Source organism: Streptomyces sp. NPDC043726 (genome assembly GCF_056436565.1).
On sequence record NZ_JBWKCI010000008.1, the window covers coordinates 272,709 to 298,451 of the forward strand.

Annotated in this window: 25 protein-coding genes; 6 read left to right on the forward strand and 19 right to left on the reverse strand. The window is 71.2% G+C overall.

What is annotated here, in order from left to right:
• Positions 1 to 41 precede the first annotated feature (41 nt).
• Together AC068Z_RS24445 and AC068Z_RS24450 are read left to right on the forward strand one after the other, a co-directional pair.
• Complete coding sequence (locus tag AC068Z_RS24445; RefSeq protein ID WP_478559294.1) at positions 42 to 776, forward strand: FadR/GntR family transcriptional regulator; 735 nt, start codon at positions 42 to 44, stop codon at positions 774 to 776.
• 59 nt (positions 777 to 835) lie between these two features.
• Positions 836 to 1,549 carry a gamma-glutamyl-gamma-aminobutyrate hydrolase family protein gene (locus AC068Z_RS24450; protein WP_478559297.1) on the forward strand — a complete coding sequence of 238 codons (714 nt, stop codon included), beginning with the start codon at positions 836 to 838 and terminating at the stop codon, positions 1,547 to 1,549.
• Positions 1,550 to 1,629: 80 nt separating this feature from the next.
• Here the strand turns inward: AC068Z_RS24450 and AC068Z_RS24455 are convergent, their stop codons facing one another.
• Positions 1,630 to 2,535, reverse strand: coding sequence for a LysR family transcriptional regulator (locus AC068Z_RS24455; RefSeq protein WP_478559299.1), 906 nt, complete (start codon positions 2,533 to 2,535; stop codon positions 1,630 to 1,632).
• 70 nt (positions 2,536 to 2,605) lie between these two features.
• Between AC068Z_RS24455 and AC068Z_RS24460 the strand changes: the two genes are divergently transcribed.
• Entirely contained in the window at positions 2,606 to 3,745 is a 1,140-nt protein-coding gene (locus AC068Z_RS24460) for a TDT family transporter (protein WP_478559301.1), read from the forward strand.
• Here AC068Z_RS24460 and AC068Z_RS24465 read toward each other — a convergent pair.
• From AC068Z_RS24465 to AC068Z_RS24480, 4 genes are all read right to left on the reverse strand, one after another.
• A complete protein-coding gene (locus AC068Z_RS24465) occupies positions 3,657 to 4,376 on the reverse strand; it encodes a helical backbone metal receptor (protein WP_478559303.1) in 720 nt (239 codons plus the stop codon). The two genes, AC068Z_RS24460 and AC068Z_RS24465, sit on opposite strands and share 89 nt — an antisense overlap.
• Positions 4,376 to 4,942, reverse strand: coding sequence for a helix-turn-helix domain-containing protein (locus AC068Z_RS24470; protein WP_451723615.1), 567 nt, complete (start codon positions 4,940 to 4,942; stop codon positions 4,376 to 4,378). Before AC068Z_RS24470 ends, AC068Z_RS24465 begins: the two co-directional genes overlap by 1 nt.
• Before the next feature lie 342 nt (positions 4,943 to 5,284).
• Positions 5,285 to 7,894 carry an ABC transporter permease/substrate binding protein gene (locus AC068Z_RS24475; RefSeq protein ID WP_478559308.1) on the reverse strand — a complete coding sequence of 870 codons (2,610 nt, stop codon included), beginning with the start codon at positions 7,892 to 7,894 and terminating at the stop codon, positions 5,285 to 5,287.
• Positions 7,887 to 8,942 carry a quaternary amine ABC transporter ATP-binding protein gene (locus tag AC068Z_RS24480; RefSeq protein ID WP_478559311.1) on the reverse strand — a complete coding sequence of 352 codons (1,056 nt, stop codon included), beginning with the start codon at positions 8,940 to 8,942 and terminating at the stop codon, positions 7,887 to 7,889. The genes AC068Z_RS24475 and AC068Z_RS24480 overlap by 8 nt, the downstream gene beginning before the upstream one ends.
• 180 nt (positions 8,943 to 9,122) lie before the next feature.
• Between AC068Z_RS24480 and AC068Z_RS24485 the strand changes: the two genes are divergently transcribed.
• Together AC068Z_RS24485 and AC068Z_RS24490 are read left to right on the forward strand one after the other, a co-directional pair.
• Positions 9,123 to 10,052 carry a 5'-3' exonuclease gene (locus AC068Z_RS24485; protein ID WP_478559899.1) on the forward strand — a complete coding sequence of 310 codons (930 nt, stop codon included), beginning with the start codon at positions 9,123 to 9,125 and terminating at the stop codon, positions 10,050 to 10,052.
• A gap of 144 nt (positions 10,053 to 10,196) precedes the next feature.
• Positions 10,197 to 11,039 carry a siderophore-interacting protein gene (locus AC068Z_RS24490; protein ID WP_478559314.1) on the forward strand — a complete coding sequence of 281 codons (843 nt, stop codon included), beginning with the start codon at positions 10,197 to 10,199 and terminating at the stop codon, positions 11,037 to 11,039.
• A gap of 34 nt (positions 11,040 to 11,073) precedes the next feature.
• Here AC068Z_RS24490 and AC068Z_RS24495 read toward each other — a convergent pair whose 3' ends face one another.
• Positions 11,074 to 11,631: a hypothetical protein gene (locus tag AC068Z_RS24495; protein ID WP_478559317.1), complete on the reverse strand. Its 558-nt coding sequence runs from the start codon at positions 11,629 to 11,631 to the stop codon at positions 11,074 to 11,076.
• A gap of 83 nt (positions 11,632 to 11,714) precedes the next feature.
• Between AC068Z_RS24495 and AC068Z_RS24500 the strand changes: the two genes are divergently transcribed.
• Complete coding sequence (locus tag AC068Z_RS24500) at positions 11,715 to 12,731, forward strand: RluA family pseudouridine synthase (RefSeq protein WP_478559320.1); 1,017 nt, start codon at positions 11,715 to 11,717, stop codon at positions 12,729 to 12,731.
• Positions 12,732 to 12,760: 29 nt separating this feature from the next.
• On the opposite strand, the gene AC068Z_RS24505 is transcribed toward AC068Z_RS24500, so the two are convergent.
• The 13 genes from AC068Z_RS24505 to AC068Z_RS24565 all read right to left on the reverse strand — a co-directional run bounded on the left by AC068Z_RS24505 (position 12,761) and on the right by AC068Z_RS24565 (position 25,669).
• On the reverse strand, positions 12,761 to 14,221 hold the full coding sequence (locus AC068Z_RS24505) for a cytochrome P450 (protein ID WP_478559323.1): 1,461 nt from the start codon (positions 14,219 to 14,221) through the stop codon (positions 12,761 to 12,763).
• A gap of 51 nt (positions 14,222 to 14,272) precedes the next feature.
• Positions 14,273 to 14,893 (reverse strand): GTP-binding protein, encoded by a 621-nt coding sequence (locus AC068Z_RS24510; protein WP_451723625.1) that lies wholly within the window; start codon positions 14,891 to 14,893, stop codon positions 14,273 to 14,275.
• Positions 14,874 to 15,284: a DUF742 domain-containing protein gene (locus tag AC068Z_RS24515; RefSeq protein WP_478559326.1), complete on the reverse strand. Its 411-nt coding sequence runs from the start codon at positions 15,282 to 15,284 to the stop codon at positions 14,874 to 14,876. Before AC068Z_RS24515 ends, AC068Z_RS24510 begins: the two co-directional genes overlap by 20 nt.
• On the reverse strand, positions 15,281 to 15,688 hold the full coding sequence (locus AC068Z_RS24520; protein ID WP_451723629.1) for a roadblock/LC7 domain-containing protein: 408 nt from the start codon (positions 15,686 to 15,688) through the stop codon (positions 15,281 to 15,283). Before AC068Z_RS24520 ends, AC068Z_RS24515 begins: the two co-directional genes overlap by 4 nt.
• Complete coding sequence (locus AC068Z_RS24525; protein WP_478559331.1) at positions 15,685 to 17,334, reverse strand: sensor histidine kinase; 1,650 nt, start codon at positions 17,332 to 17,334, stop codon at positions 15,685 to 15,687. The genes AC068Z_RS24520 and AC068Z_RS24525 overlap by 4 nt, the downstream gene beginning before the upstream one ends.
• Positions 17,335 to 17,716: 382 nt before the next feature.
• Entirely contained in the window at positions 17,717 to 20,569 is a 2,853-nt protein-coding gene (locus AC068Z_RS24530) for a DEAD/DEAH box helicase (RefSeq protein WP_478559334.1), read from the reverse strand.
• Positions 20,570 to 20,609: 40 nt separating this feature from the next.
• Positions 20,610 to 21,500 carry a diacylglycerol kinase gene (locus AC068Z_RS24535; protein ID WP_478559337.1) on the reverse strand — a complete coding sequence of 297 codons (891 nt, stop codon included), beginning with the start codon at positions 21,498 to 21,500 and terminating at the stop codon, positions 20,610 to 20,612.
• Between the two features lie 31 nt (positions 21,501 to 21,531).
• The gene (gene tatC / locus AC068Z_RS24540; protein WP_478559340.1) at positions 21,532 to 22,479 is read right to left on the reverse strand and encodes a twin-arginine translocase subunit TatC; all 948 of its coding nucleotides are present in this window, start codon (positions 22,477 to 22,479) and stop codon (positions 21,532 to 21,534) included.
• 47 nt (positions 22,480 to 22,526) lie between these two features.
• Positions 22,527 to 22,814 (reverse strand): Sec-independent protein translocase subunit TatA, encoded by a 288-nt coding sequence (gene tatA, locus AC068Z_RS24545; protein ID WP_478559343.1) that lies wholly within the window; start codon positions 22,812 to 22,814, stop codon positions 22,527 to 22,529.
• A 261-nt stretch (positions 22,815 to 23,075) separates the two neighbouring features.
• On the reverse strand, positions 23,076 to 23,270 hold the full coding sequence (locus AC068Z_RS24550; RefSeq protein WP_478559346.1) for a hypothetical protein: 195 nt from the start codon (positions 23,268 to 23,270) through the stop codon (positions 23,076 to 23,078).
• A gap of 10 nt (positions 23,271 to 23,280) precedes the next feature.
• Positions 23,281 to 23,571, reverse strand: coding sequence for a hypothetical protein (locus AC068Z_RS24555; RefSeq protein ID WP_478559349.1), 291 nt, complete (start codon positions 23,569 to 23,571; stop codon positions 23,281 to 23,283).
• A 117-nt stretch (positions 23,572 to 23,688) separates the two neighbouring features.
• Positions 23,689 to 24,696, reverse strand: coding sequence for a helix-turn-helix transcriptional regulator (locus AC068Z_RS24560; RefSeq protein WP_478559352.1), 1,008 nt, complete (start codon positions 24,694 to 24,696; stop codon positions 23,689 to 23,691).
• A 19-nt stretch (positions 24,697 to 24,715) separates the two neighbouring features.
• Positions 24,716 to 25,669, reverse strand: a complete 954-nt coding sequence (locus AC068Z_RS24565) for a helix-turn-helix transcriptional regulator (RefSeq protein ID WP_478559355.1) — start codon at positions 25,667 to 25,669, stop codon at positions 24,716 to 24,718.
• Positions 25,670 to 25,743: the final 74 nt, after the last annotated feature.

Sequence of the window (25,743 nt, forward strand, 5' to 3'; positions counted from 1 at the left end):
GTATTGCCGAGAACCATTGCTTGGGAAGGGGGCACGGCCGGATGTCGGTGGACGCTGATCCGGGCCCGGACGACCGGCTGACCCCGGTGCTGCGGCCGGTGCGGGCGGGCAACGGCTTCGAGGAGGCGCTGGAGCAGATCCTCCAGGTGGTCCGGCTCGGTCTGGTGCCGGGCGGCGAGCGGCTGCCCGCGGAACGGGAGCTGGCGGAGCGGCTCGGGATCAGCCGGGTGACGCTGCGCGAGGTGCTGCGGGTGCTCCAGGACCAGGGCCTGGTGGAGTCCCGGCGGGGGCGGTACGGCGGAACGTTCGTGCTGCCGCGCGCGGACGCCGGCGGCGAGGACGAGCTGCGCCGCCGGATCGCCGCGGTGGACATCGAGGACGTGCTGCGCTTCCGGGAGGTGCTGGAGGTGGGCGCGGCGGGGCTGTGCGCGGCGCACGGGCTGGCCGGGGAGCGGCGGGACCGGCTGCGGGAGGCGCTGGCCCGCACCCAGGACGCGCCGCTGGCCGACTACCGGCGACGGGACACCTTGCTCCATCTGACCCTGGCGGAGCTGTGCGGCTCGCCTTCGCTGACCGCGAGTTACGCGGGGGTGCGGGCGACGGTGAACGAACTGCTGGACTGCATCCCGATCCTGGTCCGCAATCTGGAGCACTCCCAGCGCCAGCACACGGCACTGGTGGAGGCGGTGCTGGACGGGGACGCGGACGCGGCGCGGGAGATCGCGCGCGAGCACTGCGCGGGGACGGCGGCGCTGCTCAGGGGGTTCCTCACGTGACGGGTTCATCGCATGATCCCCGGGAAAGGTATGGGAACGACCCATTGGAGGGGCAGGGTATGCCGGGCAGACCGTTGATCGGGGTCAGTACGTATTTGGAGGCCCAGGTGCGCTGGGGCGTGTGGGAGCTGGACGCGGCCTTGCTGCCCGCCGGGTATCCGCGTCTGGTGCAGCGGGCCGGCGGACTCGCCGCGATGCTGCCGCCGGACGCGCCGGAGCACGCGGCGGCGACGGTGGCCCGGCTGGACGGGCTGGTGATCGCGGGCGGCCCCGACGTGGAGCCGGTACGGTACGGCGCCGAGCGCGAGCCGCGGACGGGGCCCCCGGCGCGGGAGCGGGACGCGTGGGAACTGGCCCTGATCGAGGCCGCGTTGGCCGCCCGCCTCCCCCTGCTCGGGGTCTGCCGGGGCATGCAGCTGCTGAACGTCGCCCTCGGCGGCACCCTCGTCCAGCACATGGAGGGCCACGCCGAGGTGGTCGGCGTCTTCGGACGGCACCCGGTCAAGCCGGTCCCGGGCACGCTGTACGCCCGGATCGCCCCGGAGGAGACGACTGTCCCGACGTACCACCACCAGGCGGTGGACCGGCTGGGAAACGGTCTGGTTCCCTCGGCCTACGCGGCGGACGGCACCGTGGAGGCGGTGGAACTGCCCGGCGACCACTGGGTGCTGGGCGTGCAGTGGCACCCGGAGATGGGCGAGGACGTACGGGTGATGCGGGCGCTGGTGGAGGCAGGCCGGGACGCTTCGACTCCGGCTCGGCAGCGCCCCTGAGGGGCGCGGGGAACCGCGCGACCAGCCACGACGGCGCCGCGACCGGCCTACCGCGACACTCCCGGCTCCCAGCGGCGCGCCTAGCCGCGCGTCAGCTGCAGCAGGTCCCGGGCCGGTCCCACCGGACGGTGGCCCGTCGGCCAGACGGCTCTGAGGTCGCGGGCCAGGGACACGTCCGCCACGGGGATGCTCACCAGGCGGCGCAGGGACAGTTCCTCGCGCACGGCCAGTTCGCTCAGGACCGCCGGGCCCGCGCCGCTCACCGCCGCCGCCTTCACGGCCGTGGTGGAGGAGAGTTCGATGAGCGGGCGGGCCAGGCCGCCCAGGGCCGTGTCCAGGACCTGGCGGGTGCCCGAGCCCTTCTCGCGGAGGATGAGGGGGGTGACCGCCAACTCCTCGGCCGTCAGCGGGCGTCGGCGGCGGGACCAGGGGTGGCCGGGGGCCGTCACCACGATCAGCCGGTCGTGGGCGATCACCACCGAGTCCAGGCCCGTGGGGATTGTCAGGCCCTCCACGAAGCCCAGGTCCGCCTCGTCGGCGAGCAGGCGTTCCGCCACCGCCGTCGAGTTGCCCGCGAGCAGTGACACGGCGGTGTCCGGGCGCCCCGCGCGCAGCGCCAGCAGCCAGCCGGGCAGCAGATACTCGGCGATCGTCATGCTCGCCGCGACCCGCAGCCGTGAGTCCCGGCGGTCCCGCAGCGCCTGCGCGCCCACGTCGAAGGCCTCCGCCGCCTCCACGATCCGCCGTGCCCAGTCGGTGACCAGCGCACCGGCGTCGGTCAGCCGCGAACCGCGCGGTGAACGGTCCACCAGCGCCACCCCGAGCTGCCGTTCCATCGACCGGATCCGGCTGCTGGCCGCGGGCTGGGTGATGCCCAGCTCCCGCGCCGCCCCGCCGAGACTGCCGAGCCGGGCCACGGCCAGCAGCAACTCCAGCGCGCCGAGGTCCGGTACACGATGGGCCAGGGAACTGGGAACGACGCTCATAAGCTCAGCTTATGTCCTCATAGAGCCGTACTCCCTGGTGGTGGGCGTCCGGCCACGCGACCGTGGACGCATGGTCACCGCCGCCCAGCCCCTCCCCCGTGCCCGGGCCGTCCGTCACCTCGGACCGAACTGGTACGCCTCCGTCATGGGAACCGCCATCGTCGCCACCGCCGGCGCCGCGCTCCCCGTGCCCCGCATCCTCTGCGTCGCCGTGTGGGCGCTGTCCGCGCTCCTGCTGGCCGCGCTCCTCGTCGCCCGCGCCCTGCACTGGACCCACCACCGCGACCAGGCCCGCGCCCATCTGCTGGACCCGGCGACGGCCCCCTTCTACGGCTGTCTGTCCATGGCCCTGCTCGCGGTCGGCGGCGGCGCGGTGACGGTCGGCCGGGACTGGATCGGCACCGAGGCGGCGGTCGCGCTCGACGTGGTGCTGTTCACGGCCGGTACGGCCATCGGACTCGCGGCGGCGGTGACCGTCCCGTACCTGATGGCCGTACGCCACCGGGTGGAGCCCGGTCAGGCCACGCCCGTCTGGCTGCTGCCGCTCGTCGCACCCATGGTGTCCGCCGCCGTCGGACCGCTGCTGGTCCCGCATCTGCCCGCCGGACAGGCCCAGGAGACGCTGCTGCTCGCCTGCTTCGCGATGTTCGGGCTGAGTCTGCTCGCGACCCTGCTGATGCTGCCGCTGGTGTTCGCCCGGCTGCTCACCGGCGGACCGCTGCCGCTCGCGCTGACCCCGACCCTGTTCCTGGTGCTGGGTCCGCTCGGCCAGTCGACCACCGCCGTCGGCAAGTTCGCGGAGTTCGCGCCGGGAGTCGTCCCGGCCCCCTACAGCCAGGGCTTCGACGTGCTGGCGGTGCTGTACGGCGTGCCGGTGATGGGCTTCGCGCTGCTGTGGCTGGGGTTCGCCGGCGCCCATGTGGTGCGGGCCCGGCGGCAGGGCATGCGGTTCACGATGGCCTGGTGGGCGTTCACCTTCCCGGTCGGGACCTGTGTCACCGGCGCCGAGGCGCTGGCCCGGCACACCGGCCTCGTGGTCTACGAGGGGCTCGCGGTCGGTCTCTACGCCCTGCTCGTCGCCGCCTGGCTGGTCGCCGCCGCGCAGACCGTGCGCGGACTGGTCAGCGGAGCGCTGCTCGCAGGGCCGCGCCCAGCACTTCCGGCGCCTCGGCCAGTGACGGTCCGTACCACGTCAGGTGCCGTCCGCTGACGAGCGCGCAGGGCAGTCCGGGGAAGGCCTCCGGGCCGTCGTCGGCGGTGAAGCGGTAGGGCTCGTCCGGCAGGACGACCACGTCGGGGGCCGCCGCCCGCAGCTCCTCCAGGGGGACGCGCGGGTAGCGGTCCTCGTGCCTGGCGTGCAGGTGGTCCACGCCGAGGCGGGCCAGGACGTCCCCGGCGAAGGTGTCCCGGCCCAGGACCATCCAGGGCCGGCGCCAGATCGGCACGACGGCAGTCGTACGGCGGCCGGGTGCGGGCAGCGCGGACCAGGCCGCCTCCGCCTCGTCCAGCCAGCGGGGGCGGGACGGCGTCCCGCACGCGGTGAGCACGCGGTCCAGTTCCCGGAAGGCCTGCGGGACGTCCCTGACCTCGGTCACCAGCACCTCGACGCCCGCCGCGCGCAGGGCCGCGAGGTCGGGGGCGCGGTTCTCCTCCTCGTTGGCGATCACCAGGTCGGGGGCGAGGTCGAGGATCCGGTCGACCTCGGGGTTCTTGGTGCCGCCGATCCGGGCCACGTCGAGACCGGCCGGGTGCGTGCACCAGTCCGTGACACCGGCCAGGACACCGGGCGCCGAGACGGCCACGGCCTCCGTCAGGGACGGCACCAGGGAGACGACCCGCATCAGCGCGGCCGGTCCTGGACCGCCTCGATGTGCTCGGCCACCGCCACGACCACCACCCGGGTGTCCGGCACGGTCGCGCGCCAGCGGTGTCGGACCCCGCCGGTGAGGTACAGGGTGTCCCCGCGGCCGAGCCGGTAGGCGCGTCCCTCGGCCTCGATCTCCACGGCGCCGTCGGCGACGTACATCAACTGGTCGTTGCGGTACTGGATCTCGCGGCCGGCCTCGTGGTCCCCGGTGAACTCCGAGGCGTGCATCTGATGGTGGCCGCGCACCAGGGAGCGCACGCGGGGGTCCGGGGGCTGCTCGGCGCACTCGGCCCGTACGACGTCCACGCTGCACGCCGGATCGGCCGCGGCGAGCAGTTCGACGGCCGTGGTGCGCAGGGCGTCGGCGAGCTTCTCCAGGGAGCTCCTGGAGGGGCGGGCGCGGTCGTTCTCGACCTGGCTCAGGAAGGGCACCGACAGGCCGCTGCGCTCGGCCACGACGGCGAGGGTGAGCTCCAGCGCGCGACGGCGCCGCCGCACGGCCGCGCCCACCCGCAGGGGCTGCTCTTTGTGGTCGCCCATCGCTCCGGCTCCCTCCTTCGCTCGTCGTCCGGGTACCGCGTCTCTGATGAGTTCTCTGCACCCTACGCAGGTTCGGCAAACCGTTTCATGCGCCCGCCACATCGACGACACAGGAAGGGGGCGGCGACCTCACAGTTCGCGCCACCACCGGAGCGGACCGCCACCGGACCGCGGGCGGTTCCCCTGCGTGCGGGCGCGACCACGGAGGGCGAACGTCCAGGTCGGACCGAGAGCTGGGCGGGGCCGGCCCGGTTGGCCGGATTTCGTACCCGACGACAAGGCGGGCGTCCGGCACTGTCAGGTGTGCCGAACGCCCGCCGGAATCGGGGTGCCGCGTGGTTCTCAGGCCGCCGGAGTCATCCGGTCCACCATCTCCGGGTGCTCCTCGAGCCAGGCGGCGACGGCCTCCTCCTCGTGGCCCTGGCCGCGGTCCTTGATCTCCTGCTCGAGGGTGCCGAGCTCGTCCTCGCTCATCTTGAAGTTCTTGATCCACTTCGTGAGCTGCGGGTACTGCCCGGGGAAGTCCTTGTTGGAGATCGTCCGGATCGTGTTGCCCTCACCGAAGAACTTCCGCGGGTCCTTCAGCTTGGTCAGCTCGTACTCGCTGTACGCCCAGTGCGGCGACCACAGCACGGCCGCGATCGGCTCCTTCTTGGCGTAGGCGCGCTTGAGCTCGGCCAGCATCGCCGGAGTGGAGCCGTCGACGACCTCGTACTCGTCCTCCAGGCCGTACCCGGGCAGCACCTTGGTCTTGAGCAGGTTCATCTCGCCGGTGCCGGGCTCGATGCCGACGATCTTCCCGTCGAAGGTGCCGCCCTTGCCCTTGAGGTCCTCGAGCGAGTCGACGCCCTTCACGTAGGACGGCACGGCGAGCTCCAGGGAGGTCGGCTCGTACCAGGTCCCGAGGTCGTGGAGCTTGTCCTTGCTCTTGTCCCAGTAGTTCTTCTGCGCGTACGGCAGCCAGGCGTCGAAGTTGAGATCCAGGTCGCCGGAGGCCAGGCCGGTGTAGACCGGGCCGACGTCCATCTGCTTCAGGTTCAGCTGGTAGCCGCGCCGTTCGAGGACGTTCTTCCACAGGTAGGTGACGGCGATGTCCTCGTCCCAGGGGAACCAGGCCACGTCCAGCGGACGCTTCGCCTCGGCCGGAGTCCCGGTGTTCTTCACCGGCGCCAGCTTGTCGACGAGACCGGGCTGGTCCTCCAGCCAGGCGCGCACGGCGTCCTGCTGCCTGCCCTTGCCGGCCTTGTTGATCTGCGACTCCAGGCTCGTGAGCTGTTCCTCGGTGAGCTGGAAGTCCTTCAGCCACTTGCCGACGACCGGGTTCTCCTCGGCGAAGCCCTTGCGGGACAGGGTGTGCACCCCGTCGCCCTTGCCCCAGGCGCCCTTCGGGTCCTTGAGCTTCTTCAACTGGTAGTCGCTGTACGCCCAGTGCGGCGACCAGAGCGTGGTGACGATCGGTTCCTTCTTGTCGTACGCCCGCTTCAGCTCGGCCAGCATCGCCGGGGTGGAGCTGTCGACGACCTTGTACTCCTGGTCCAGGCCGTACGCCTTGAGCACCTTGGTCTTGAGCAGGCTCATCATGCCGGCGCTGGACTCGATGCCGGTGATCTTCCCGTCGAACTCGGCCGCCTTGCCCTTGAGGTCGTCGAGGGAGTCGACGTCCTTCATGTAGGCGGGCACGCTCAGTTCGAGGGAGGTCGGGCCGTACCAGGAGCCGAGGTCGTCGAGCTGGGAGCCGTACTTCTTCCAGTACTGCTCGTGGGTGACGGGCAGCCAGGAGTCGGTCTGGAAGTCGATGTCGCCCTGGGCGAGCGAGGTGTAGAGGGGGCCCGCGTCGAACTGCTTGACCTCGACCTCGTAGCCGCGCTGCTCCAGGATCTCCTTCCACAGGAAGGTGGAGGCGACGCCCTCGTCCCAGGGGATGTAGCCAATGCTGATCTTCTTGCCCTGGCCGATGTCGTCGCCGCTCGCGACGGTCTCGGTCCTGTCGCCGGCGAAGACGCCCATGCCGCCCGCGACGAGGGCGAGCACGACGACGCCGACCACGGCGACGGCGGCGCGGGGGCGGTAGGACCAGATCTTCAGGCCCTGGGCGGCGCGCACCCGGGCGGCGGCGCGGCGGCCGAGCGGGGACACCTGGGTGCCCAGGGCACTGGTCATGCGGTCCAGGTAGATCGCGAGGATCACGATGGCGATGCCCGCCTCGGCGCCGAGGCCGATGTTGAGCTGGCCGATGGCCTCGTTGACGTCGCCGCCGAGGCCGCCGGTGCCGACCATGCCGGCGATGGCCGCCATGGACAGGCCGAGCATGATGACCTGGTTGACGCCGGCCATGACGGTGGGCAGCGCCAGCGGGAGCTGGACCCGCAGCAGGGTGTCGCGCGGGGTGGTGCCGAAGGCCTCGGCGGCCTCGACCAGTTCCTTGTCGACCTGGCGGATGCCCAGCTCGGTCATGCGCACACCGGGGGCGAGCGCGAAGACGAGGGTGGCGACGATGCCGGCGGCGGCACCGGAGCCGAAGAAGAGGATCGCCGGGATGAGGTAGACCATCGCCGGCAGCGTCTGCATCAGGTCCAGGCCCGGCCGCACGATCGCGCTGACCCGGCTGGAGCGCGCCGCCCAGATGCCGACCGGCACCGAGATCACCAGCGCGATGACCGTGGCGACGAGGACCAGCGACAGCGTCACCATCGCGTCCTCCCACAGGTCGAGGGAGATCACGAAGGCGAAGCCCACGAAGGTGAGCACACCGGCGAGCGTGCCGCGCAGCCAGAACGCGATCACCGCGAAGATGCCGACGAGCAGCAGCGGCTCAGGGGCCTGGAGGACGGCGTCGACACCGTCGTAGGCGCCGCGGAAGACCTGCTCGAAGAAGTCGAACAGCCAGCCCATGTGGGTGGTGAGCCACTCGACCGCGTCGTTGACCCACGAACCGAACTCGATCCTAGGCACGGGCCACCTCCGGCATGCCCTCGCCGAGGAAGCCGACGAGGCGGCTGCTCGGGACCACTCCGACGAGCTTGCGGCTGTCGTCCAGCACCGCCACGGGGTGCGTCATCCGGGCGCTGATCGCGCAGAGTTCGGTGAACGGCGTGTCCGGGCGCGCGGTCTCGCAGCCGCTCTCGCAGCCGCAGTCGGCCTCGTCGCCGCGGACGTCACGGTCCATGACGGAGGCCGCGGTCAGCACGCGCGAGCGGTCGACGTCCTGGGTGAAGGAGGCGACGTAGTCGTCGGCGGGGCGGACCAGGATGTCCTCGGCGGTGCCGATCTGGACGATCCGGCCGTCGCGCATGACGGCGATCCGGTCGCCGAGGCGCATGGCCTCGTTGAGGTCGTGGGTGATGAAGACGATGGTCTTCTTCAGCTCGGTCTGGAGCTCGAGCAGCTGGTCCTGCATGTCACGGCGGATCAGCGGGTCGAGCGCGCTGAAGGACTCGTCCATGAGCAGCAGGTCGGCGTCGGTGGCGAGAGCGCGGGCGAGACCCACGCGCTGCTGCATACCGCCGGACAGCTCGTCGGGCCAGGACTTCTCCCAGCCCTTGAGGCCGCACAGGTCGAGGGCCTCGGTGGCCCGCTCCAGGCGCTCGGCCTTGGCGACGCCCTGGACCTCCAGCCCGTAGGCGGCGTTCTCCAGGACACTGCGGTGCGGGAAGAGCGCGAAGTGCTGGAAGACCATGCTGATCTTGTGGGCGCGGACCTCGCGCAGGTCGCGGGCGCTGAGCGCGGTCAAGTCCTGGCCGTCGAAGCGGACGTGTCCGGCGGTCGGTTCCAGCAGGCCGTTGAGCATGCGCAGCAGCGTGGACTTGCCCGAGCCGGACAGGCCCATGACGACGAAGATCTGGCCCGGTTCCACGGTGAAGGAGGCGTCGATGACGGCCGCGGTGGTCCCGTCGGCGCGCAGTTCCTCCCGGTCGGCTCCGTCACGGAGCCGCTCCACGGCTTCGTCCTGTCGTCTGCCGAACACCTTGTAGAGATGTTCGGCCTCTAGCCTGGCTGACACACGTACCTTCTCGTCTCGACGGCAAGAACCCCGATACCGAGGGCGAACCTCAATAAAGAGGGAGCGACGCGGCGCACGTGGCGGCATCGCTCCGACGCGGCACCTGCCCCCGATCGCCGGACCCAAACGCGCAAGTGGTCCAGGCCACATCGCGGGCCGCTGTCAGTGGCGTACGGCATGATGCGAGGCGTGACCGGACGACTGATGCTGCTCGACACCGCCTCGCTCTACTTCCGCGCCTACTTCGGCGTGCCGGACTCCGTGAAGGCACCGGACGGCACCCCGGTGAACGCCGTGCGCGGACTGCTGGAGTTCATCGACCGCCTGGTGAAGGACCACCGGCCGGACGCCCTGGTGGCCTGCATGGACGCCGACTGGCGCCCGCAGTGGCGGGTGGAGCTGATCCCCTCCTACAAGGCGCACCGGGTGGCCGAGGAGCGCGAGACCGGCCCGGACGAGGAGGAGGTGCCCGACACGCTCTCCCCGCAGGTGCCGGTCATCGAGGCGGTCCTGGACGCGCTCGGCATCGCGCGCGTCGGCGTCGAGGGCTACGAGGCCGACGATGTGATCGGCACGTTCACCGCGCGGGCGAAGGGCCCGGTGGACATCGTCACCGGCGACCGCGACCTGTACCAGCTGGTGGACGACGCGCGCGGGATCCGGGTGCTGTACCCGCTCAAGGGCGTCGGCACGCTCCAGCTGACCGACGAGGCGTGGCTGCGCGAGAAGTACGGCGTCGACGGCCGGGGGTACGCGGACCTGGCGACGCTGCGCGGCGACCCGAGCGACGGGCTGCCGGGCGTGCCGGGCATCGGGGAGAAGACGGCGGCGAAGCTGCTGGCCGAGTTCGGGGACCTGGCCGGGATCATGGCGGCGGTGGACGACCCGAAGGCGAAGCTCACCCCGAGTCAGCGCAAGCGCCTGGACGAGTCACGGCCGTACATCGCGGTGGCGCCGACGGTCGTCAAGGTCGCCGACGACGTGCCCCTGCCGGACGTGGAGACGGCACTGCCCCGCGTTCCGCAGGATCAGGCTGCACTCCAGGGGCTGGCGGAGCGGTGGGGGCTCGGCGGATCCTTGCAACGGCTGCTGGCGACGCTGGCTGTGTGAAAGACGTTCCCCATCGAGTGAATGAGGTTCGGTGGGTGGGGAATTCGTCCCTTAAATTCTCCTTCACGCGCTTTGCCACAGGGGCCATCATCGGGCGAAGGTGCTAACTTAGGTAAACCTAAGCTTATGACGAGGGAGGCCGTCATGGCAGAACGCCCTGCCCGCAAGCCGCGTACGCCCCGCTCCGCGCAGGTCGTCCGTACCGAACGGCTGACCCCGCACATGCAGCGCGTGGTGCTCGGCGGGGAGGGACTGGCCGACTTCACGGCGGACACCTGCACGGACCACTATGTGAAGCTGCTCTTCGGCCCCGAGGGTGTCACCTACCCCGAGCCCTTCGACCTGGAGCGGATCCGGGAGGAGTTCCCCCGCGAGCAGTGGCCGGTCACCCGGACCTACACCGTGCGGGCCTGGGACCCCGAGCACCTGGAGCTGACGCTGGACTTCGTCGTCCACGGCGACGAGGGCCTCGCGGGCCCCTGGTCCCTGCGAGCCCGGCCGGGCGAGACCGTGCGGTTCATGGGCCCGGGCGGCGCCTACGCCCCCGACCCCACCGCCGACTGGCATCTGCTCGTCGGCGACGAGAGCGCCCTGCCCGCCATCGCGCGCTCCCTGGAGGCCCTGCCGGCCGGTGCCAAGGCCTACGCCTTCGTGGAGGTCTCGGGCCCGGAGGAGGAGCAGAAGATCGACTCCGATGTGGACGTGACCTGGCTGCACCGCGGAAACCGCCCGGTGGGCGAGGCGCTGACCGAGACGGTCCGTGCGCTCGACTTCCCCGAGGGCCGGATGCACGCCTTCGTGCACGGCGAGGCGGGCTTCGTGAAGGACCTGCGCCGGCTGCTGCGCGTCGAGCGCGAGATCCCCCGCGAGGACCTGTCGATCTCCGGCTACTGGCGCCTCGGCCACAACGAGGACGGCTGGCAGGCCTCCAAGCGGGAGTGGAACGCCCGGATCGAGGCCGAGCAGGAGGGCGCGCCGGCGGCGTGAGGAGCGGGGCCCGCGCGAGCGGGCCCTCACAGCACTACTCGGGGCACTTCTCCTCGGTGGGCACGGCCTCGAACTCCACGTCCTCGTCGATGATCTCGCCCACCGCCGGAGTGCTGGAGCACACCCGCCAGTCGTTCTCGTTGTCGGTGCTCCGCCCCTGGCCCGTGGCGTCCGTCGCGGTCACCTCGCCGGTGAGGGCCGCCATCTGGTTCACCGCGTCCATGAGGTTGCGCCCGACGTAGCTGGGCATCTCGTCACCGGGCATGGCCAGATAGCCCTCGGTGGACGCGGGACAGGACTCGCCCTCCTTGACCACGGAGAGGACCACGAGCGTCTCGGGGTCCGCCTCCCCCGCCTTCGGCTCCTGCGAGCACACCCGCCAGTTGCGGTCCCACACCTGCGCCCGCCCCTGTCCGGTCGCGTCCTCGGAGCTGAGGTTCCCGAACCCGGCACTCTGCGCCCGGTCCTGCGCCGACTGAAGCTGCGCGCCGGTCAGATCGGGCAGTTCCTGGCTCGCCGAACACCCGGCGACAGCGGCGAGGGTCGCGACGACGAGCACCGCCGCCATCCCCCGCGTCACACTCCTGGCCATGGCCCCCCCATGATCGTTTTTGCTGGAGAGCGTGATCTTAACCTCCCCGGGGGTCGTTCCCGGCCCCCGTACCCTTGATCGTGATGAGACGCCGGACCCCGCCCCCGCCCTCGCCCCTGCCGCAGCGCGACGGGGTCGACCCGGTGCGGGTACGGCTGCCGGGGGACGGGCGGTGGGCCACCGTCCGGGAGCATCTCGTCGAGCGGCTCGCCGCCGGGGACGGCGTGGTCGAGCGGATGTTCGCCGAGGGGCTGTTCGTCGGGGCCGACGGGCGTGCCCTCAGCGGGGAGACGGCCTATGTGCCGGGGATGTTCGTGTGGTTCCACCGGGAGCTCGCCGACGAGGTGCCCGTGCCGTTCGCGCTGGACGTGGTGTACCGCGACGAGCACATCGTCGTCGTCGACAAACCGCACTTCCTGGCCACCACTCCGCGCGGCAGCCATGTGAAGGAGACCGCGCTGGCCCGGCTGCGCCGGGAGCTCGGGCTGCCCACGCTCGGGGCCGCGCACCGGCTCGACCGGCTCACCGCGGGCCTGGTGCTCTTCACCGTGCGGCCCGAGGAGCGGGGCGCCTATCAGACGCTCTTCCGGGACCGGCTGGTGCGCAAGGAGTACGAGGCGGTCGCGCCGTACGAGCCCTCGCTCCCCCTGCCCACGACCGTGCGGAGCCGGATCGTCAAGGAGCGGGGGGAGCTGGCCGCGCGGGAGGTGGCGGGAGAGGTCAACGCCGTGAGCCGGGTCGAGCTCGTCGAGCACCGGCGCGACGGGTCCGGGCAGCACCGGCGCGACGAGGCAGAGCAGCACCGCCGCGATGGGTCCGGGCAGCACCGGCTCGACGGGCTCGGGCGGTATCGGCTCACGCCCGCCACCGGGCAGACCCATCAGCTGCGGGTCCACATGAACGCCCTCGGCGTCCCGATCCTCGGTGATCCGCTCTATCCCGTGGTGACCGACGCCGTGCCGGCCGGTGACTTCCGGCGGCCGCTGCAACTGCTGGCGCGGGCGCTGGAGTTCACCGATCCGGTCACGGGGGCGGAGCACCGGTTCCGGAGCGGGCGGGTGCTCGGCGCCTGGGCGTCGTACGACAGCTGGCTCGGCTGACGGCGAGCCGGTCGCGCGGCCCGGGACGCTCAGTAACCCCTCCACCAGCGTACGAAGCGGCGCCAGGCGCTGGGCCCGCGGACGGGTTCCGGGGTCGGCGCGGGCGTCGGCTCGGCCTGCGGAACCGGCTGGGGGCTCGGTGCCGTGCCGGCCGACCACGTCGGGCGCTGCTGCGGCAACGGATTGAGGCTCGGCTTGTGCGTCACGTCCTGCTGGGCCCTCGGCTCGAAGGTGACCGGGAGTTCCACCAGGTGCCGGGAGGCGATGGACTGACGCCAGCTCAGGTCCTCCTCGGGGCAGTCGAGCCGGATGTCCGGCAGCCGCAGCAGCAGCGCGTCGACGCCGACGTCGGCGATGCCACGGGCGATGTCCTGGCCGGGGCACTCGTGCGGACCGCCGCCGAAGGCCAGGTGCGAGCGGTTGCCCTGCATGTTGACGGCGAGGTCGGGCCGGATCCGCGGGTCGACGTTGCCCGGCGCGATCCCGAACAGCAGCCCGTCGCCCTTGCGGATGCGCTTGCCGCCGAGCTCCGTGTCCTGCTTGGCGTAGTAGGCGAAGACGGTGCTGAACGGCGGCTCGTCCCACAGGGACTGCTCGACCGCCTCCGGCACCGTCATCGTGCCGCCGTTGAGCCGGGCGCGGAAGCCGGGGTTGGTGAGGACCACCCGCAGCACGTTGGCGATGAGGTTGGCGGTCGCCTCGTAGGCCGCCATGAGGACGACCCAGATGTGCTTGGTCACCTCGTCGTCGGTGAGCCGGGCCGGGTGGCTCATCAGCTGGCTGGTGAAGTCCTCGCCGGGCTCGGCCCGGCGGCGCTCGGTGAGCCGCTGCAAGGTGTTCATGACGAAGGCGTGGCTGGCGATGGCGGTCTCGGTGCCGCGCAGCATGTCCCGGGTGGCCTGCACCATCCGGTCGCTGTACTCCTCGGGCATGCCGAGGATCTCGCACAGCACCGCCATCGGCAGATGCTCGGCGAACTGGCCGACCAGATCCGCCGTGCCCTGCTCGCAGAACTGGTTGACCAGGCGCTGGCTGGAGCGGTTGATGTACCGGCGCAGGGCGCGCTGGTCGATGGTCGCCATGGCGGCGGTGACCGCGGCGCGCAGCCTGAGGTGCTCGTCGCCCTCGGCGTAGGAGCAGATCGGCTCCCAGGCGATGTGCGGCATCAGCGGGTGGTCGGGCTTGACCATGCCCTCCAGCAGCGGGTTCCAGATGCGGCTGTCCCGGCAGTACTGCGAGGAGCTGCGGATCATGTGCAGGTTCTCGGCGTGTCCGAGGACCACCCACATCGGCACGTCGTCGTGGAGCAGCACGGGCGCCACCGGGCCGTGCTCGTCGCGCAGTTCCTCGTAGAGCCGGTCCAGCTCCGCCGCGCCGGGGCCGTAGAGCCGGCGCAGTCCGCCGGGCCCGATGTCGTGGGCGGGGCAGCCCGGAGGCGGTCCGGAGCGCGGGTCGTCGGTGCCGGTCAGGGAGTGGGATTCAGACGTCACGTGGTCGCTCCGCGGTGGATCCGGTGTCAGGGGTATTCGGGGATACGGCGGTCAGGTGAGCGCGCCCGACATGGCGAGCGAGTGCAGGAAGCGCATCAGGGTCATGAGGGTGTCCCGGCTGGAGGCGCGGCGCCGGGCGTCGCACTCCACGATGGGGATCTCGGGCGGCAGGTCGAGCGCCTGGCGCAGCTCCTCGATGGGGTAACGCGGCGCGTCGGGGAAGGAGTTGACGGCGACGACGAAGGGCACACCGCGCTCCTCGAGACGCCCTATGACGTCGAAGCTGACCTCCAGACGGCGGGTGTCGATCAGCACGACCGCGCCCAGCGCGCCCTCGAACAGGCCGTTCCACAGGAACCAGAAGCGCTCCTGGCCAGGGGTGCCGAAGAGGTACAGGACCAGTTTCTCGGTGATGCTGATCCGGCCGAAGTCCATCGCGACGGTGGTGGCGGTCTTGGTGTCGGAACCGAAGTTGTCGTCGACGCCGATCCCGGCCTGCGTCATGGTCTCCTCGGTGGTCAGCGGCCGGATCTCGCTGACCGAACCGACCATGGTGGTCTTCCCGACGCCGAAGCCCCCCACGATCACGATCTTCACCGCGGCCTGTGCCGTCTGCGGCAGCCGGTCCTCGGCCCGTGGGCCGGGGATGGTGTCAGAGCTTTTGAAGTCCATGCATCACCGCTTCGAGGAGTGAACGGTCGGCGACCGACTGCCGCGCGAGCGGCTGGTGCGCCTTCACCAGGTTGTCCGCCAGCATCTCGGTGAGCACGACGGACACCACGCTGAACGGAAGGCTGAGGTAAGCGGACAGCTCGGCCACCGACAGGGGAGCCGTGCAGAGCTCGAGCAGCGCCGTCTGCTCGGGCGTGGCGGAAGGCGGTGGTTCGGCGCGCGCCACGATTAAGGTGACCAGGTCGAGTTCGGAACGCGGTGTGCCGTCCCCGCCGAACACGAACATCCGCTCGGGGTTCGGGCGGTCGCCTTCCTTGGCGGGCGTCTCGGGATCGGGCGGCGGGACTGGCTGTGGTACGGGGTAGCGCCTCTGGCGTTGCGGAGGAGTCATACGGTCTGCCCGTTGCGCCGCGGCGGGCTGGTCAGATGCGGTCCGATGCGGTCCACCAGGTCCCGCATGCGGTTGCTCATCAGTCCGGGTTCGGCGAACGTGTCGGAGAGCACCGAGAGGTAGGCGTTGGGCCCCGCGGCCATCAGATAGAAATAGCCGTTGTCGATCTCGATGATGACGAGCTTCATCGAGCCGTCGCTGTTCGGGATCTCCTGGGCGACGGCGGTCGCCAGGCTCTGCATGCCCGCGCAGGCCGCGGCGACCCGGTCGGCGGCGTCGGGGTCGCCGCCGTGCCGGGCGATGCGCAGACCGTCGGCGGAGAGCACGACGATCATCTCGATGCCGGGTACGCCATCGGCAAGATCCTTGAGGATCCAGTCCAAGTTGGCTCGCTGCTGGATCACTTGAGGTCCCCCTCGTCATCGGCCGAGGCGCGGGCCGGTTCGTCGGTCGGTTTGTCGGTGCGGTAGGCGTTGGGAAACGCGTTGGGATCGGGGTCGCGCTTGAGGCCCTCCCAGAAGGCCTCGACCCACATGCCGGGCGGGGTGTCGTCCTTCTTCGCCGGCTCGGGGGCGGGGGTGGCGGGCTTGGGCTTGATCGCGTCGCCCCACAGGGGCTTCTCGCCGCGGGCGATGCGCTCGGCGTCCTCGCGTTCGGCCGCGGCCTGCGCCGCGATCCGCTCGCTGAGCGGGGTCTTGACCCGGCTGCGGCGCTGCGGCAGGCCGTTCGCCGTCCACTCGGTGACGATCGGGACGTCGTCCTCCATGGAGACCCCGGCGGGCAGCTTCGGGTTGGTGGGGCGGCGGGTCTTGGGCTTCCGCTCGGGGCCCGGGACGGCGCCGAGTTCCGGCATGGGCGTGCCGCTGACGCCGATGCCGTGGGCGAGACCGACACCGGGGTCGCTGGTGATCATCTCGCGCGGGATGACGAGGACGGCGCGGACTCCGCCGTACGCCGAGGTGCGCAGCGAGACCTGCATGTCGAAGGCGGTGCACAGGCGGCCCACGACGGCGAGGCCCAGGCGGGGGGTGGTGCCGAGGTCCTGGATGTCGACGCCCCGCTTGGCGTCCTCGATCATGCCCTCGACCTTGGCCCGGGCCTCCTCGCTGAGGCTGACGCCGGCGTCCTCGATCTCGATGGCGACACCGGTCTGCACCTCGGTGGCGGTGACGTGGACCTTGGACTCGGGCGGCGAGTAGCGGGTGGCGTTGTCGAGGAGCTCGGCGACGGCGTGGATGACCGGTTCGACCGAGATGCCGCGGATGTTGACCTTGGCGATGTTCTCCAGCTTGATGCGCCGGTACTGCAGGATGCGCGACATGGCGCCGCGCAGCACGCTGTACAACACGACCGGCTTGGGCCACTGGCGGCCGGGCCGGCCACCGCCGAGGACGGAGATGGAGTCGGCGAGCCGGCCGATCAGCGCGGTGCCGTGGTCGAGGCGCAGCAGGTCGTCGAAGACGTCCGGGTTGTTGCCGTGGTCGTACTCCATCTCCAACAGTTCGTTGTTCTGCTGGTGCACGATCGCCTGGACGCGGCGGGCGATGCTGACGAAGGAGCGCTGGGCGGAGTCCCGCAGGGCTTCCTCGTGGTCGATGATCTGGAGCACCCGCTCGATCATCTTCAGCTGCGGCGCGGTGAGTTCGCGGTACGAGGGGTCCAGGTCCCCGAGGTCGCGAATCACCTCTCTGGGGGAATTGCCGCAGTGCAGGTAGTCGATCGCCGCGGGCATGATCTCCCGGGCGAGCCGCTCCATCTCCTGCTCGTGGACGGCGACCCGCCGCTCCAGGTACGCGGTGGCACGGGCGTGCTCCTCGCGCGCGGCGCGCAGCTCGCGGCCACGGCGCACGACTTGGGCCGCTGTGGCGATCACCAGGACCGTGGCGACGGCGCCGCACCAGCCGACGGCCGCCCGAGCAGGCCCCGTCACCAGGGCGGCTGCGGCTCCGGTCGCCGCGGCCATCAGTATGGCGGGCGGCAACAGCACGCGCGCGTACGGCAGTTCACGGCGTCGAGGCTGGGCGGCGGGAGGGGGTTGAACACTCACCATGTGGGCCCTCTGAAAGGAATCGGCTGGGAGTCGGGGGACTTGCAGGGGGGTACGTCATGGAACGTTCTGGGGCGACGGAAGGTTCTGCACCAAGGGGAGGTTTGGGAACAAGCACACGAATACGCCTCAACTCGGTGCGCTGCGGGCGAGCTTAGTCCGACCGGATCATCGCCGTGTCATATTCAGCAAGCACCTGAAATCACCCCGTGTGCAGGAGTACGCTCAACTCCTTTTACACACAGGGGAATCACTCGCACACGGCCCGTCACGGCGCACACCGGTGCGAGAACACTCACCGTCCCGAGTGAATGTCGCACCCCATACGAAAGGGGCCGGACCCCAATGGCCCGACCCCGTCTCCTGCTGCCCGTCGTCCGGGCCGTCACCCCACCGACGAGTACGCCACAACCCCCCGCAACAGCTGATCGACAGCCTTGCGCGCGGTCTTGGCCACGGAGGATCCCTCCACAGGAGCGGCCGCGGAAATCTGGCCCAGCACGTCGATGACCTGCTTGCACCACCGCACGAAGTCACCGGCGGGCATCTCCGCCTCGCGGAGCACCTCGTCCAGCCCCTTGCCGCCGGCCCACATGTACGCGGCCCAGGCAAACCCCAGATCGGGCTCCCGCTGCCCGACCCCCTCGGTCTGATTGATCCGGAAGTCCTCCTCCAGGGCGTCCAGCCGCCCCCAGATCCGGACCATCTCCCCCAGCGCGGCCTTGGCGTTGCCCGACGGCAGCTTCGGCGCCATGGCGTCGTCCCCGACCCGCGCCTCGTACACCAAGGCGGAGACGCACGCGGCGAGTTCGGCCGGCCCGAGCCCCTCCCAGACCTTCGCCCGCAGACACTCACTGGCCAGCAGGTCCAGCTCGCCGTACAGCCGCGCCAGCCGCTTGCCGTGCTCGGTGACCTCGTCACCCCGGAGATAGTCCAGCTCGGTCAGCAGCGCGACGATCCGGTCGAAGGTGCGCGCGATGGTGTTCGTGCGCCCCTCGATGCGGCGCTCCAGCTGCGAGGTGTCCCGCAGCAGGCGGTGGTACCGCTCGGCCCAACGCGCGTGGTCCTCACGGTCGTTGCACCCGTGGCAGGGGTGGGAGCGCAGCGCGGTGCGCAGTCGGTTGATCTCCCGGTCGTCGGCGGCCTGCGACCGCTTCTTGCGGGCCCGCTCCGGCGGGATGTGCCCGGCCTTGGTGCGCAGCGCGGAGGCGAGGTCCCGACGGGACTGCGGGGAACGGGGGTTGAAGGACTTCGGGATCCGCATCCGCTCCAGCGCCTCGACCGGCACCGGGAAGTCCATCGACGCCAGCCGTTTGACCTGCCGCTCGGCGGTGAGCACCAGCGGCCGCGGACCGTCGTGGTGCTCGAAGCCCCGGTGGCCGTTGGACCGCCCGGCGGGCAGCCCCGGGTCCAGCACCAGCGCGAGACCGGCGTATTTGCCGGTCGGGACGTGGATGACATCGCCCGGCTTGAGCTTCTCCAGCGCGACCGCGGCCTCGGCGCGCCGCTGGTTCGCGCCCTGCCGGGCCAGCTCGTTCTCCCGGTCCTTCAGTTCGCGCCGCAGCTGCGCGTACTCCTCGAAATCGCCGAGGTGGCAGGTCATTGACTCCTTGTAGCCCTCCAGCCCCTCCTCGTTGCGCTGCACCTGCCGGGAGATCCCGACGACCGACTTGTCGGCCTGGAACTGCGCGAACGAGGTCTCCAGCAGCTCGCGCGAACGATGCCGCCCGAACTGCTCGACGAGGTTGACCGCCATGTTGTACGACGGCTTGAAGCTGGAGCGCAGCGGATACGTACGGGTGCCGGCGAGCCCGGCGAGGTGCTCGGGGCTCATGCCCCGCTGCCACAGCACCACCGCGTGGCCCTCGACGTCGATACCGCGCCGGCCCGCGCGCCCGGTCAACTGTGTGTACTCACCGGGCGTGATGTCGGCGTGCTGCTCGCCGTTCCACTTGACGAGCTTCTCCAACACCACTGACCTGGCGGGCATGTTGATGCCCAGCGCCAGCGTCTCCGTGGCGAACACGGCCTTCACCAGACCGCGTACGAACAGCTCCTCCACGACCTCCTTGAAGGTCGGCAGCATCCCCGCGTGGTGGGCGGCGATGCCGCGCTCGAGGCCCTCCAGCCACTCGTAGTACCCGAGGACGTGCAGATCCTCGGTCGGGATCGACGCCGTGCGCTCCTCGACCAGGGCGCGCACCCGCTCCCGCGCCTCGTCGTCGTTGAGCCGCAGCCCGGCGTACAGGCACTGCTGTACGGCGGCCTCGCAGGCGGCGCGGCTGAAGATGAAGGTGATGGCGGGCAGCAGGCCCTCGGCGTCCAGCCGTTCGATGACCTCGGGCCGGCCCGGTGTCCACACCCGGGAGCGCTGTCTGCGCTCCCGCTCCCGGTCGGCCTCGCGCATGGCCCGCCCGCGCCGGCGGTCCTGGTACGAGGGCCGGGTCGCCTCCATGCGTGCCAGCCGCGTCAGATCGGGGTTGACGGCCTTCTTGTGGCCCTCCCCCTCCTCGAACAGGTCGTACATCCGGCGTCCGGCCAGCACGTGCTGGAACAGCGGGACGGGCCGGTGCTCGGAGACGATCACCTCGGTGTCCCCGCGGACGGTGTCGAGCCAGTCGCCGAACTCCTCGGCGTTGGACACGGTGGCCGAGAGGGACACCAGGGTCACCGACTCGGGGAGGTGGATGATCACCTCTTCCCATACGGCGCCCCGGAAGCGGTCGGAGAGGTAGTGCACCTCGTCCATGACCACATGGCCCAGGCCGATGAGGGTCTGCGAGCCCGCGTACAGCATGTTCCGCAGCACCTCGGTGGTCATCACGACCACGGGGGCGTCGGAGTTGACGCTGTTGTCGCCGGTGAGCAGACCGACCTTGTCTGCGCCGTAGCGACGGCACAGGTCGGAGTACTTCTGGTTCGACAGCGCCTTGATGGGCGTCGTGTAGAAGCACTTCTTGCCCTGCTGCAGGGCGAGGTGGACGGCGAACTCGCCCACGATCGTCTTGCCGGAGCCGGTGGGGGCGGCCACCAGCACGCCCTTCCCCGCTTCGAGTGCCTGACAGGCCTCGATCTGGAAGGGGTCGAGGCCGAAGTCGTACATCTCGCGGAAGGAGGCGAGCGCGGTGGCCTGCTCGGCGGCCCGCAGACGGGCAGCCGCATACCGCTCGGCCGGTGAGAGATCCTCTGTCATCGTGCTTTCGAGCGTACCGGGCCCCACTGACAACAGGACGATCATTATCCGGATCCAGGCTCCGTAAACCCTGGATCCGCGCAGCTCACGGCCCTACGACCCGTACCGCTCCGGGCACACAGCGTGCGGTCAGCGGCAGCGGCCCGAGGGGCTCGCCGTCGGCGTACCCGGTGATGGCCTCGGCGGCGATCTCGACCTGGGCGGCCCGGACCACGGTGACCTTGGGATGGCTGACGTGCCCGCCCCGGTAGACGCTGGGGAAGACCCTGAGCAGGGTGGCACGGGAGCAGTCCCCGACGACCGTGATGTCGAACAGTCCGTCGGTGAGGTCCGCGCCGGGACAGATCCGCATGCCGCCGCCGTACGAGGATCCGTTCCCGACGGCGACCAGCGTGGCCTCGATCTCGCGGACCTCGCCGCCGTCGAGCGTGATCCGGTACGGGAAGGGCCGGAAGGCGGCCAGCTCGGCGAGCATCGCGAGGTCGTACTTGAGGCGGCCGGTGGGCCACCGCATCCGGTTGCCCCGGTCGTTGACCCGCGAGTCGAAGCCGGAGGCGAGGACGGTGCCGAACCAGCGGTCGCCGACCTGCCCGAGGTCGATGTCGCGCAGCCGGGCGCCCTTGAGCCCCTCGGCGATCGTCCGGCCCGCGGCGGCCGGGTCCCGGACGGGCAGGCCGAGCGCGCGGGCGAAGTCGTTGCCGGTGCCGACGGCGACCAGGCCGAGCGGGACCCGGGTGCCGGCGACGGCCTGGAGCGCGAGGTTCGCCATGCCGTCGCCGCCGACGGCGACCAGCGCGCCGGTGCCGTCCGCGACGGCGGCCCGGGCGCGGACGAGGGCGTCCTCGGCGTCCTCGCCGATGACGGTCCGCACGCTGAATCCGGCCGCCCGCAAAGCGGAAGCGGCCGGCTGCGCCGCACTGGCGCCCCGGCCGCGACCCGCGGTGGGGTTGACGAAGAGGGTGATCTCGCTGCTCACGGAAGAGACCCTATGAGCTGCCCGGAGATCTTCAGGTCACGTCGTCATAACCGTTGATGCGCTCCGTCGTCGCCTGCTCGGGCAGGGCCCGGCTGGCGGAGACGGTCTCGACCTGGCCGATCTCCTCGGGAGTGAGATCGAGGTCGGAGGCCTCGTCGTCGGCGGGGCCGAGGGCGTCACGGCGGCGCCTGCGGCGGTCGTTGACCAGCGAGACCAGGACCGCGGCGAAGTACAGGACCCAGATCGGTCCGGCGAGCGCCAGCATGGTCAGCGGGTCGGTGCTCGGCGTCGCGATGGCCGCGAACACGGTGATGCCCATGATCATGCCGCGCCACCAGCCGAGCATGCGCTTGCCCGTGATGGCGCCGCTGAAGTTCAGCATGACCAGCAGCAGCGGCAGCTCGAAGGAGAGACCGAAGACGACGACCATGCGCGTGACGAGGTCGAGCAGGTCGTCCAGCGGCAGCAGGTTGTCCACGCCGAACGGTGTGAACTCGATCAGCACCTTGGCGGTGGTGGGCAGCACCTTGTACGCGAAGAAGGCGCCCATGAGGAACAGCGGGAAGCCCGTGGCCACGAAGGCGTAGGCGTACTTCTTCTCATGCTTGTGCAGACCCGGGGCGACGAAGGCCCACAGCTGGTAGAGCCAGATCGGCGAGGCCAGGACGACGCCGGCCATCAACGACACCTTCAGCGCGAGGGTGAAGGGGGTGAGCAGACCGTTGATCGTGATCTGCGCGCACTGCTCATCGGTGCTGGTCTTCGCCAGTTCCTCGAAGCTCTTCGCACAACCGACCGACTCCAGGATCGGCTTGGTGAAGAAGCTGATGATGTCCATGTAGAAGAAGGCGGCGACGATCGTCACGGCGACGATGGCCAGCAGCGCCTTGGCGAGCCGGTTGCGGAGCTCGCGAAGGTGCTCCGCGAGGGGCATGCGCCCCTCGGGATCCTTCTCCTTGGTGCGGGCAGGCTTCAGCAACCCACGTTCCCATCTCGTGCGGCGGGCCGGAGGTCACCGGCCCTGCGTCAGCGCTTGGTCGTGTCCGTCGGCTCGTTGACCGGGCGCGAGCTCGTCACGTCGCCGGGGGCCGCCTGGATGATGCGCTGGGCCGGGGGCTGCTCGTCGGTGTTGTTCGGCGGGTCGGCCGGGGCGGCGGTCTTGCCGTCGTCCTTCATCGCCTTGGCCTCGCTCTTGAGGATGCGGGCGGACTTGCCGAGCGACCGAGCCATGTCCGGAAGCTTCTTCGCGCCGAACAGCAGGATGATGACGACGAGGATGAGAATGATCTCGGGGGCTCCGAGCCTTCCGAACATAAGTCTTTACCTTCTCACCGAGGCGGCTTGGGTTGGGTGCTGTCCGACCGGTCGGACAAGTGTCCGAACGATCGTGTTGCCAGCGATCGTAACGCTCAGGGGTGAACGCGAGGCAATCCCCGTGCGTACTCCCGGTCCGCGGTCCGGGCCTCGTTCTCCGAGCCGCGACCAGCAGCGTACCTGGCACAGGCGCCAAGTTGACAGGGCGAAGTGGCCCAAAACGCATGCGGCGCAGGACTCACACCTGGTTCTCAGCCGGACTCACAGGGAGTCCACAGTCCGCGCCGTGCTCACGGCCGCCCGCTCCAGGTCCTCCGCCGCCCTGTTGATGCGCCGCGCGGACTCGGAGACCTGCCTCCCGAGGCGCTGCGCCTCCAGGAAGACCCGCACCGCGAGCACACCAAGAACGACAAGACTCAGAAACCCGACAGCTACCGCGAACATCGGCCAGAACATGACGCCGAGCCTAGAGGGTCGAGTGGAGTCTCAAGGTGCGGACCCCACCTCCGGTGAGCAGCTCGATGATCCGCTCCCCGGCCGGCTTGCGCACGGACGCTCCGCACTCCGGGCAGGTGAAGGAGTAGAAGGTGGTGCGGCTCGTGGCACCGATGGCCAGGCGCAGAGCGCCGGCGGCGAGTTCGAACCGGCCCCGGCAGTCCGGGCAGCCCGCCTTGAACACCACGGGGGACACGCCTCTCATCCCCGCGAACGCCGACGCCACGGACACCCCGGACAACGCGGAATCACTCAAGCCCATCCACCCCTTCGATTGGTCGTACCCGCGGGCGCCCTGTGCCGGTGACGGGAGCGCGACCGCGCTCAGCCCTTCCGGCCGCCGCGCGCTCGCGTCCTCACCCCCGGCGCGCCTGCCGGCTCACGCCCGGTCGCCGTCTTCCCCCGCGCCCTGCGCCTCGATTCCGTCGTAGGCCGCGAGCGCCTCCCGGGCCGCCGTGCGGGCGCTCTCGGCCAGCTCGGGCGGCGCGACGATACGGCCGTCACGACCGAGCCGGAGCGCGAGCCGCCGCAGCGACGCCGGATCGGGCGTGCGCAAAGAGATACGCAGCCCGCCGTCGGGAAGCTCATCCGCACTGTCGTGCGGGTAGTACTCGGCGACCCAGCGCCCGCCCGGACCGACCTCGACGATCACCTCGGGGTCCTCGGCGGCCGGTTGCACCAGCCCTTCGGACAGGTCCCGCAGCTCGACCTCAGGCGGCGCCGAGGGCTCGTCGAGGATCTTGATCTCGGCGACGCGGTCGAGCCGGAAGGTGCGGCGCGCCTCGGAGCGGCGGCACCAGGCCTCCACATAGGTGTGGCCGACGCTGACCAGCCGGATGGGGTCGATCTCGCGCTCGGTGACCTCGTCGCGGGCCGGGGAGTAGTAGCGGATCCACAGTCTGCGGCGCTCGGAGATGGCCCGGTCGACGTCGGCGAAGACCCCGCCCTCGGACTCGAAGGTCACCGAGAGCCGCGCGCTCGCCCCGGCCGCCTCACCGGCCGCCGTCTCCACCTTCGCGGTGGCCCGCAGCAGCGCCTGCCGGTCGCCCTCGCGCAGCCCCGGCAGCGTGGAGACCGCGCGGGCGGCCACCAGCAGGGCCGTGGCCTCGTCGGAGGCCAGCCGCAGCGGCTCGGCGACGTCGTCGGGATTGTGCCACCAGATGCGCTCGCCGTCGGTGTCGATGTCGAGCAGGTCGCCGCCGCGGAAGCTGGTGCCGCACATGGGCAGCACGTCGAGGTCCGAGACCAGCTCGTCCTCGGTGATGCCGAAGGCGCGCGCGACGTCCTCGACCCGGGCCCCGGGACGCTCCTTCAGGTAGGTCACCAGGGAGAGCATCCGCCGGGTCTGGTCGATGGCGTTCACGGGCCTGACCGGTTTGCCTGCCACTGTCTTCGTCCGCTCCCCCTCAGCCCTTGGCCACGGCACGCAGCCGGTCCATCACATCGGCCCGCAGCTCTGCGGGCTCCAGCACGACCACGTCCGGGCCGAACTCCACCAGCCAGGCGTCCAGGCCGTGCCCGTACGGAATCTCCAACTCGTCCCAGCCGTCACCGAGTTCCCGCACCCAGGTGGCTTTCGCCCGCAGGGGGTACCCGGCGCCGGTGCGCAGCCGGATCAGCGCCGACCGGTCGGCGGTCTCCCCCGCCCAGCTCGCGACCGTCTCCCGGACCGTGACGACGTCCGGCACCGGCGCGCTGAACTTGCCGCCGCGCGAGCGCACCTTGCCGGTGATCCGGGAGAGCCGGAAGACCCGCTCGGCGCCCCGGTCGCGGTCCCAGCCCGCCAGGTACCAGTGGCCGCGCCAGCACTCCAGCGCCCACGGCTCCACATGGCGGGGCTCGGGGCGGGCGGCGGTGGCCTTGCGGTAGTCGAAGACGACCGGCCGACGGTCCCGGCAGGCCAGCATCAGCGGTTCGAAGGCGGCCTCGTGCACCGGGATCCGCGGCTCCAGCGCGCCGTGGGCCTCGTACGGGTCGACGTCCTCGGGCAGGCCGGCCGCGCGCAGCTTCTGCAGGGCTCCGCTGGCCGCCCCGGCGAGCCGGGCCTGCTGCCACACCTTGGCGGCCAGGCCCAGGGCAGCGGCCTCTTCCGCGTCGAGGGTGATGGGGGGCAGCCGGTTGCTGTCGCGGCGGGCGAGATAGCCGATCTCGCCGTCGAGGCTCTCGACGGTCTCGATGACCAGGCCCAGCTCGCGCAGGTCGTCCTTGTCCCGCTCGAACATGCGGTTGAAGGAGTCGTCGGAGCCGGCTTCCAGGTAGGCCTCGATGGACTCACGCAGCTCGCGCTTGCTCAGCGGCCGCCGCGTCCCGAGCAGACACAGCGCCAGATTCATGAGCCGCTCGGCCTTGGCAATGGCCATCGACGCCCTTCGCCTCCCTATGGTGCTTACGAGCGATGACCGTACCGCTCCCAGGTGGCGCGGCAAAAGCCGAG

Excerpts from the sequence above, each read along its gene's own strand:
- AC068Z_RS24445 (WP_478559294.1), top strand. The coding sequence starts at position 42 with ATGTCGGTGGACGCTGATCCGGGCCCGGACGACCGGCTGACCCCGGTG.
- AC068Z_RS24450 (WP_478559297.1), top strand. The coding sequence starts at position 836 with ATGCCGGGCAGACCGTTGATCGGGGTCAGTACGTATTTGGAGGCCCAG.
- AC068Z_RS24455 (WP_478559299.1), bottom strand. The coding sequence starts at position 2,535 with ATGAGCGTCGTTCCCAGTTCCCTGGCCCATCGTGTACCGGACCTCGGC.
- AC068Z_RS24460 (WP_478559301.1), top strand. The coding sequence starts at position 2,606 with ATGGTCACCGCCGCCCAGCCCCTCCCCCGTGCCCGGGCCGTCCGTCAC.
- AC068Z_RS24465 (WP_478559303.1), bottom strand. The coding sequence starts at position 4,376 with ATGCGGGTCGTCTCCCTGGTGCCGTCCCTGACGGAGGCCGTGGCCGTC.
- AC068Z_RS24470 (WP_451723615.1), bottom strand. The coding sequence starts at position 4,942 with ATGGGCGACCACAAAGAGCAGCCCCTGCGGGTGGGCGCGGCCGTGCGG.
- AC068Z_RS24485 (WP_478559899.1), top strand. The coding sequence starts at position 9,123 with ATGCGAGGCGTGACCGGACGACTGATGCTGCTCGACACCGCCTCGCTC.
- AC068Z_RS24490 (WP_478559314.1), top strand. The coding sequence starts at position 10,197 with ATGGCAGAACGCCCTGCCCGCAAGCCGCGTACGCCCCGCTCCGCGCAG.
- AC068Z_RS24495 (WP_478559317.1), bottom strand. The coding sequence starts at position 11,631 with ATGGCCAGGAGTGTGACGCGGGGGATGGCGGCGGTGCTCGTCGTCGCG.
- AC068Z_RS24500 (WP_478559320.1), top strand. The coding sequence starts at position 11,715 with ATGAGACGCCGGACCCCGCCCCCGCCCTCGCCCCTGCCGCAGCGCGAC.
- AC068Z_RS24510 (WP_451723625.1), bottom strand. The coding sequence starts at position 14,893 with ATGGACTTCAAAAGCTCTGACACCATCCCCGGCCCACGGGCCGAGGAC.
- AC068Z_RS24515 (WP_478559326.1), bottom strand. The coding sequence starts at position 15,284 with ATGACTCCTCCGCAACGCCAGAGGCGCTACCCCGTACCACAGCCAGTC.
- AC068Z_RS24525 (WP_478559331.1), bottom strand. The coding sequence starts at position 17,334 with ATGGTGAGTGTTCAACCCCCTCCCGCCGCCCAGCCTCGACGCCGTGAA.
- AC068Z_RS24530 (WP_478559334.1), bottom strand. The coding sequence starts at position 20,569 with ATGATCGTCCTGTTGTCAGTGGGGCCCGGTACGCTCGAAAGCACGATG.
- tatA (WP_478559343.1), bottom strand. The coding sequence starts at position 22,814 with ATGTTCGGAAGGCTCGGAGCCCCCGAGATCATTCTCATCCTCGTCGTC.
- AC068Z_RS24550 (WP_478559346.1), bottom strand. The coding sequence starts at position 23,270 with ATGTTCTGGCCGATGTTCGCGGTAGCTGTCGGGTTTCTGAGTCTTGTC.
- AC068Z_RS24555 (WP_478559349.1), bottom strand. The coding sequence starts at position 23,571 with ATGGGCTTGAGTGATTCCGCGTTGTCCGGGGTGTCCGTGGCGTCGGCG.
- AC068Z_RS24565 (WP_478559355.1), bottom strand. The coding sequence starts at position 25,669 with ATGGCCATTGCCAAGGCCGAGCGGCTCATGAATCTGGCGCTGTGTCTG.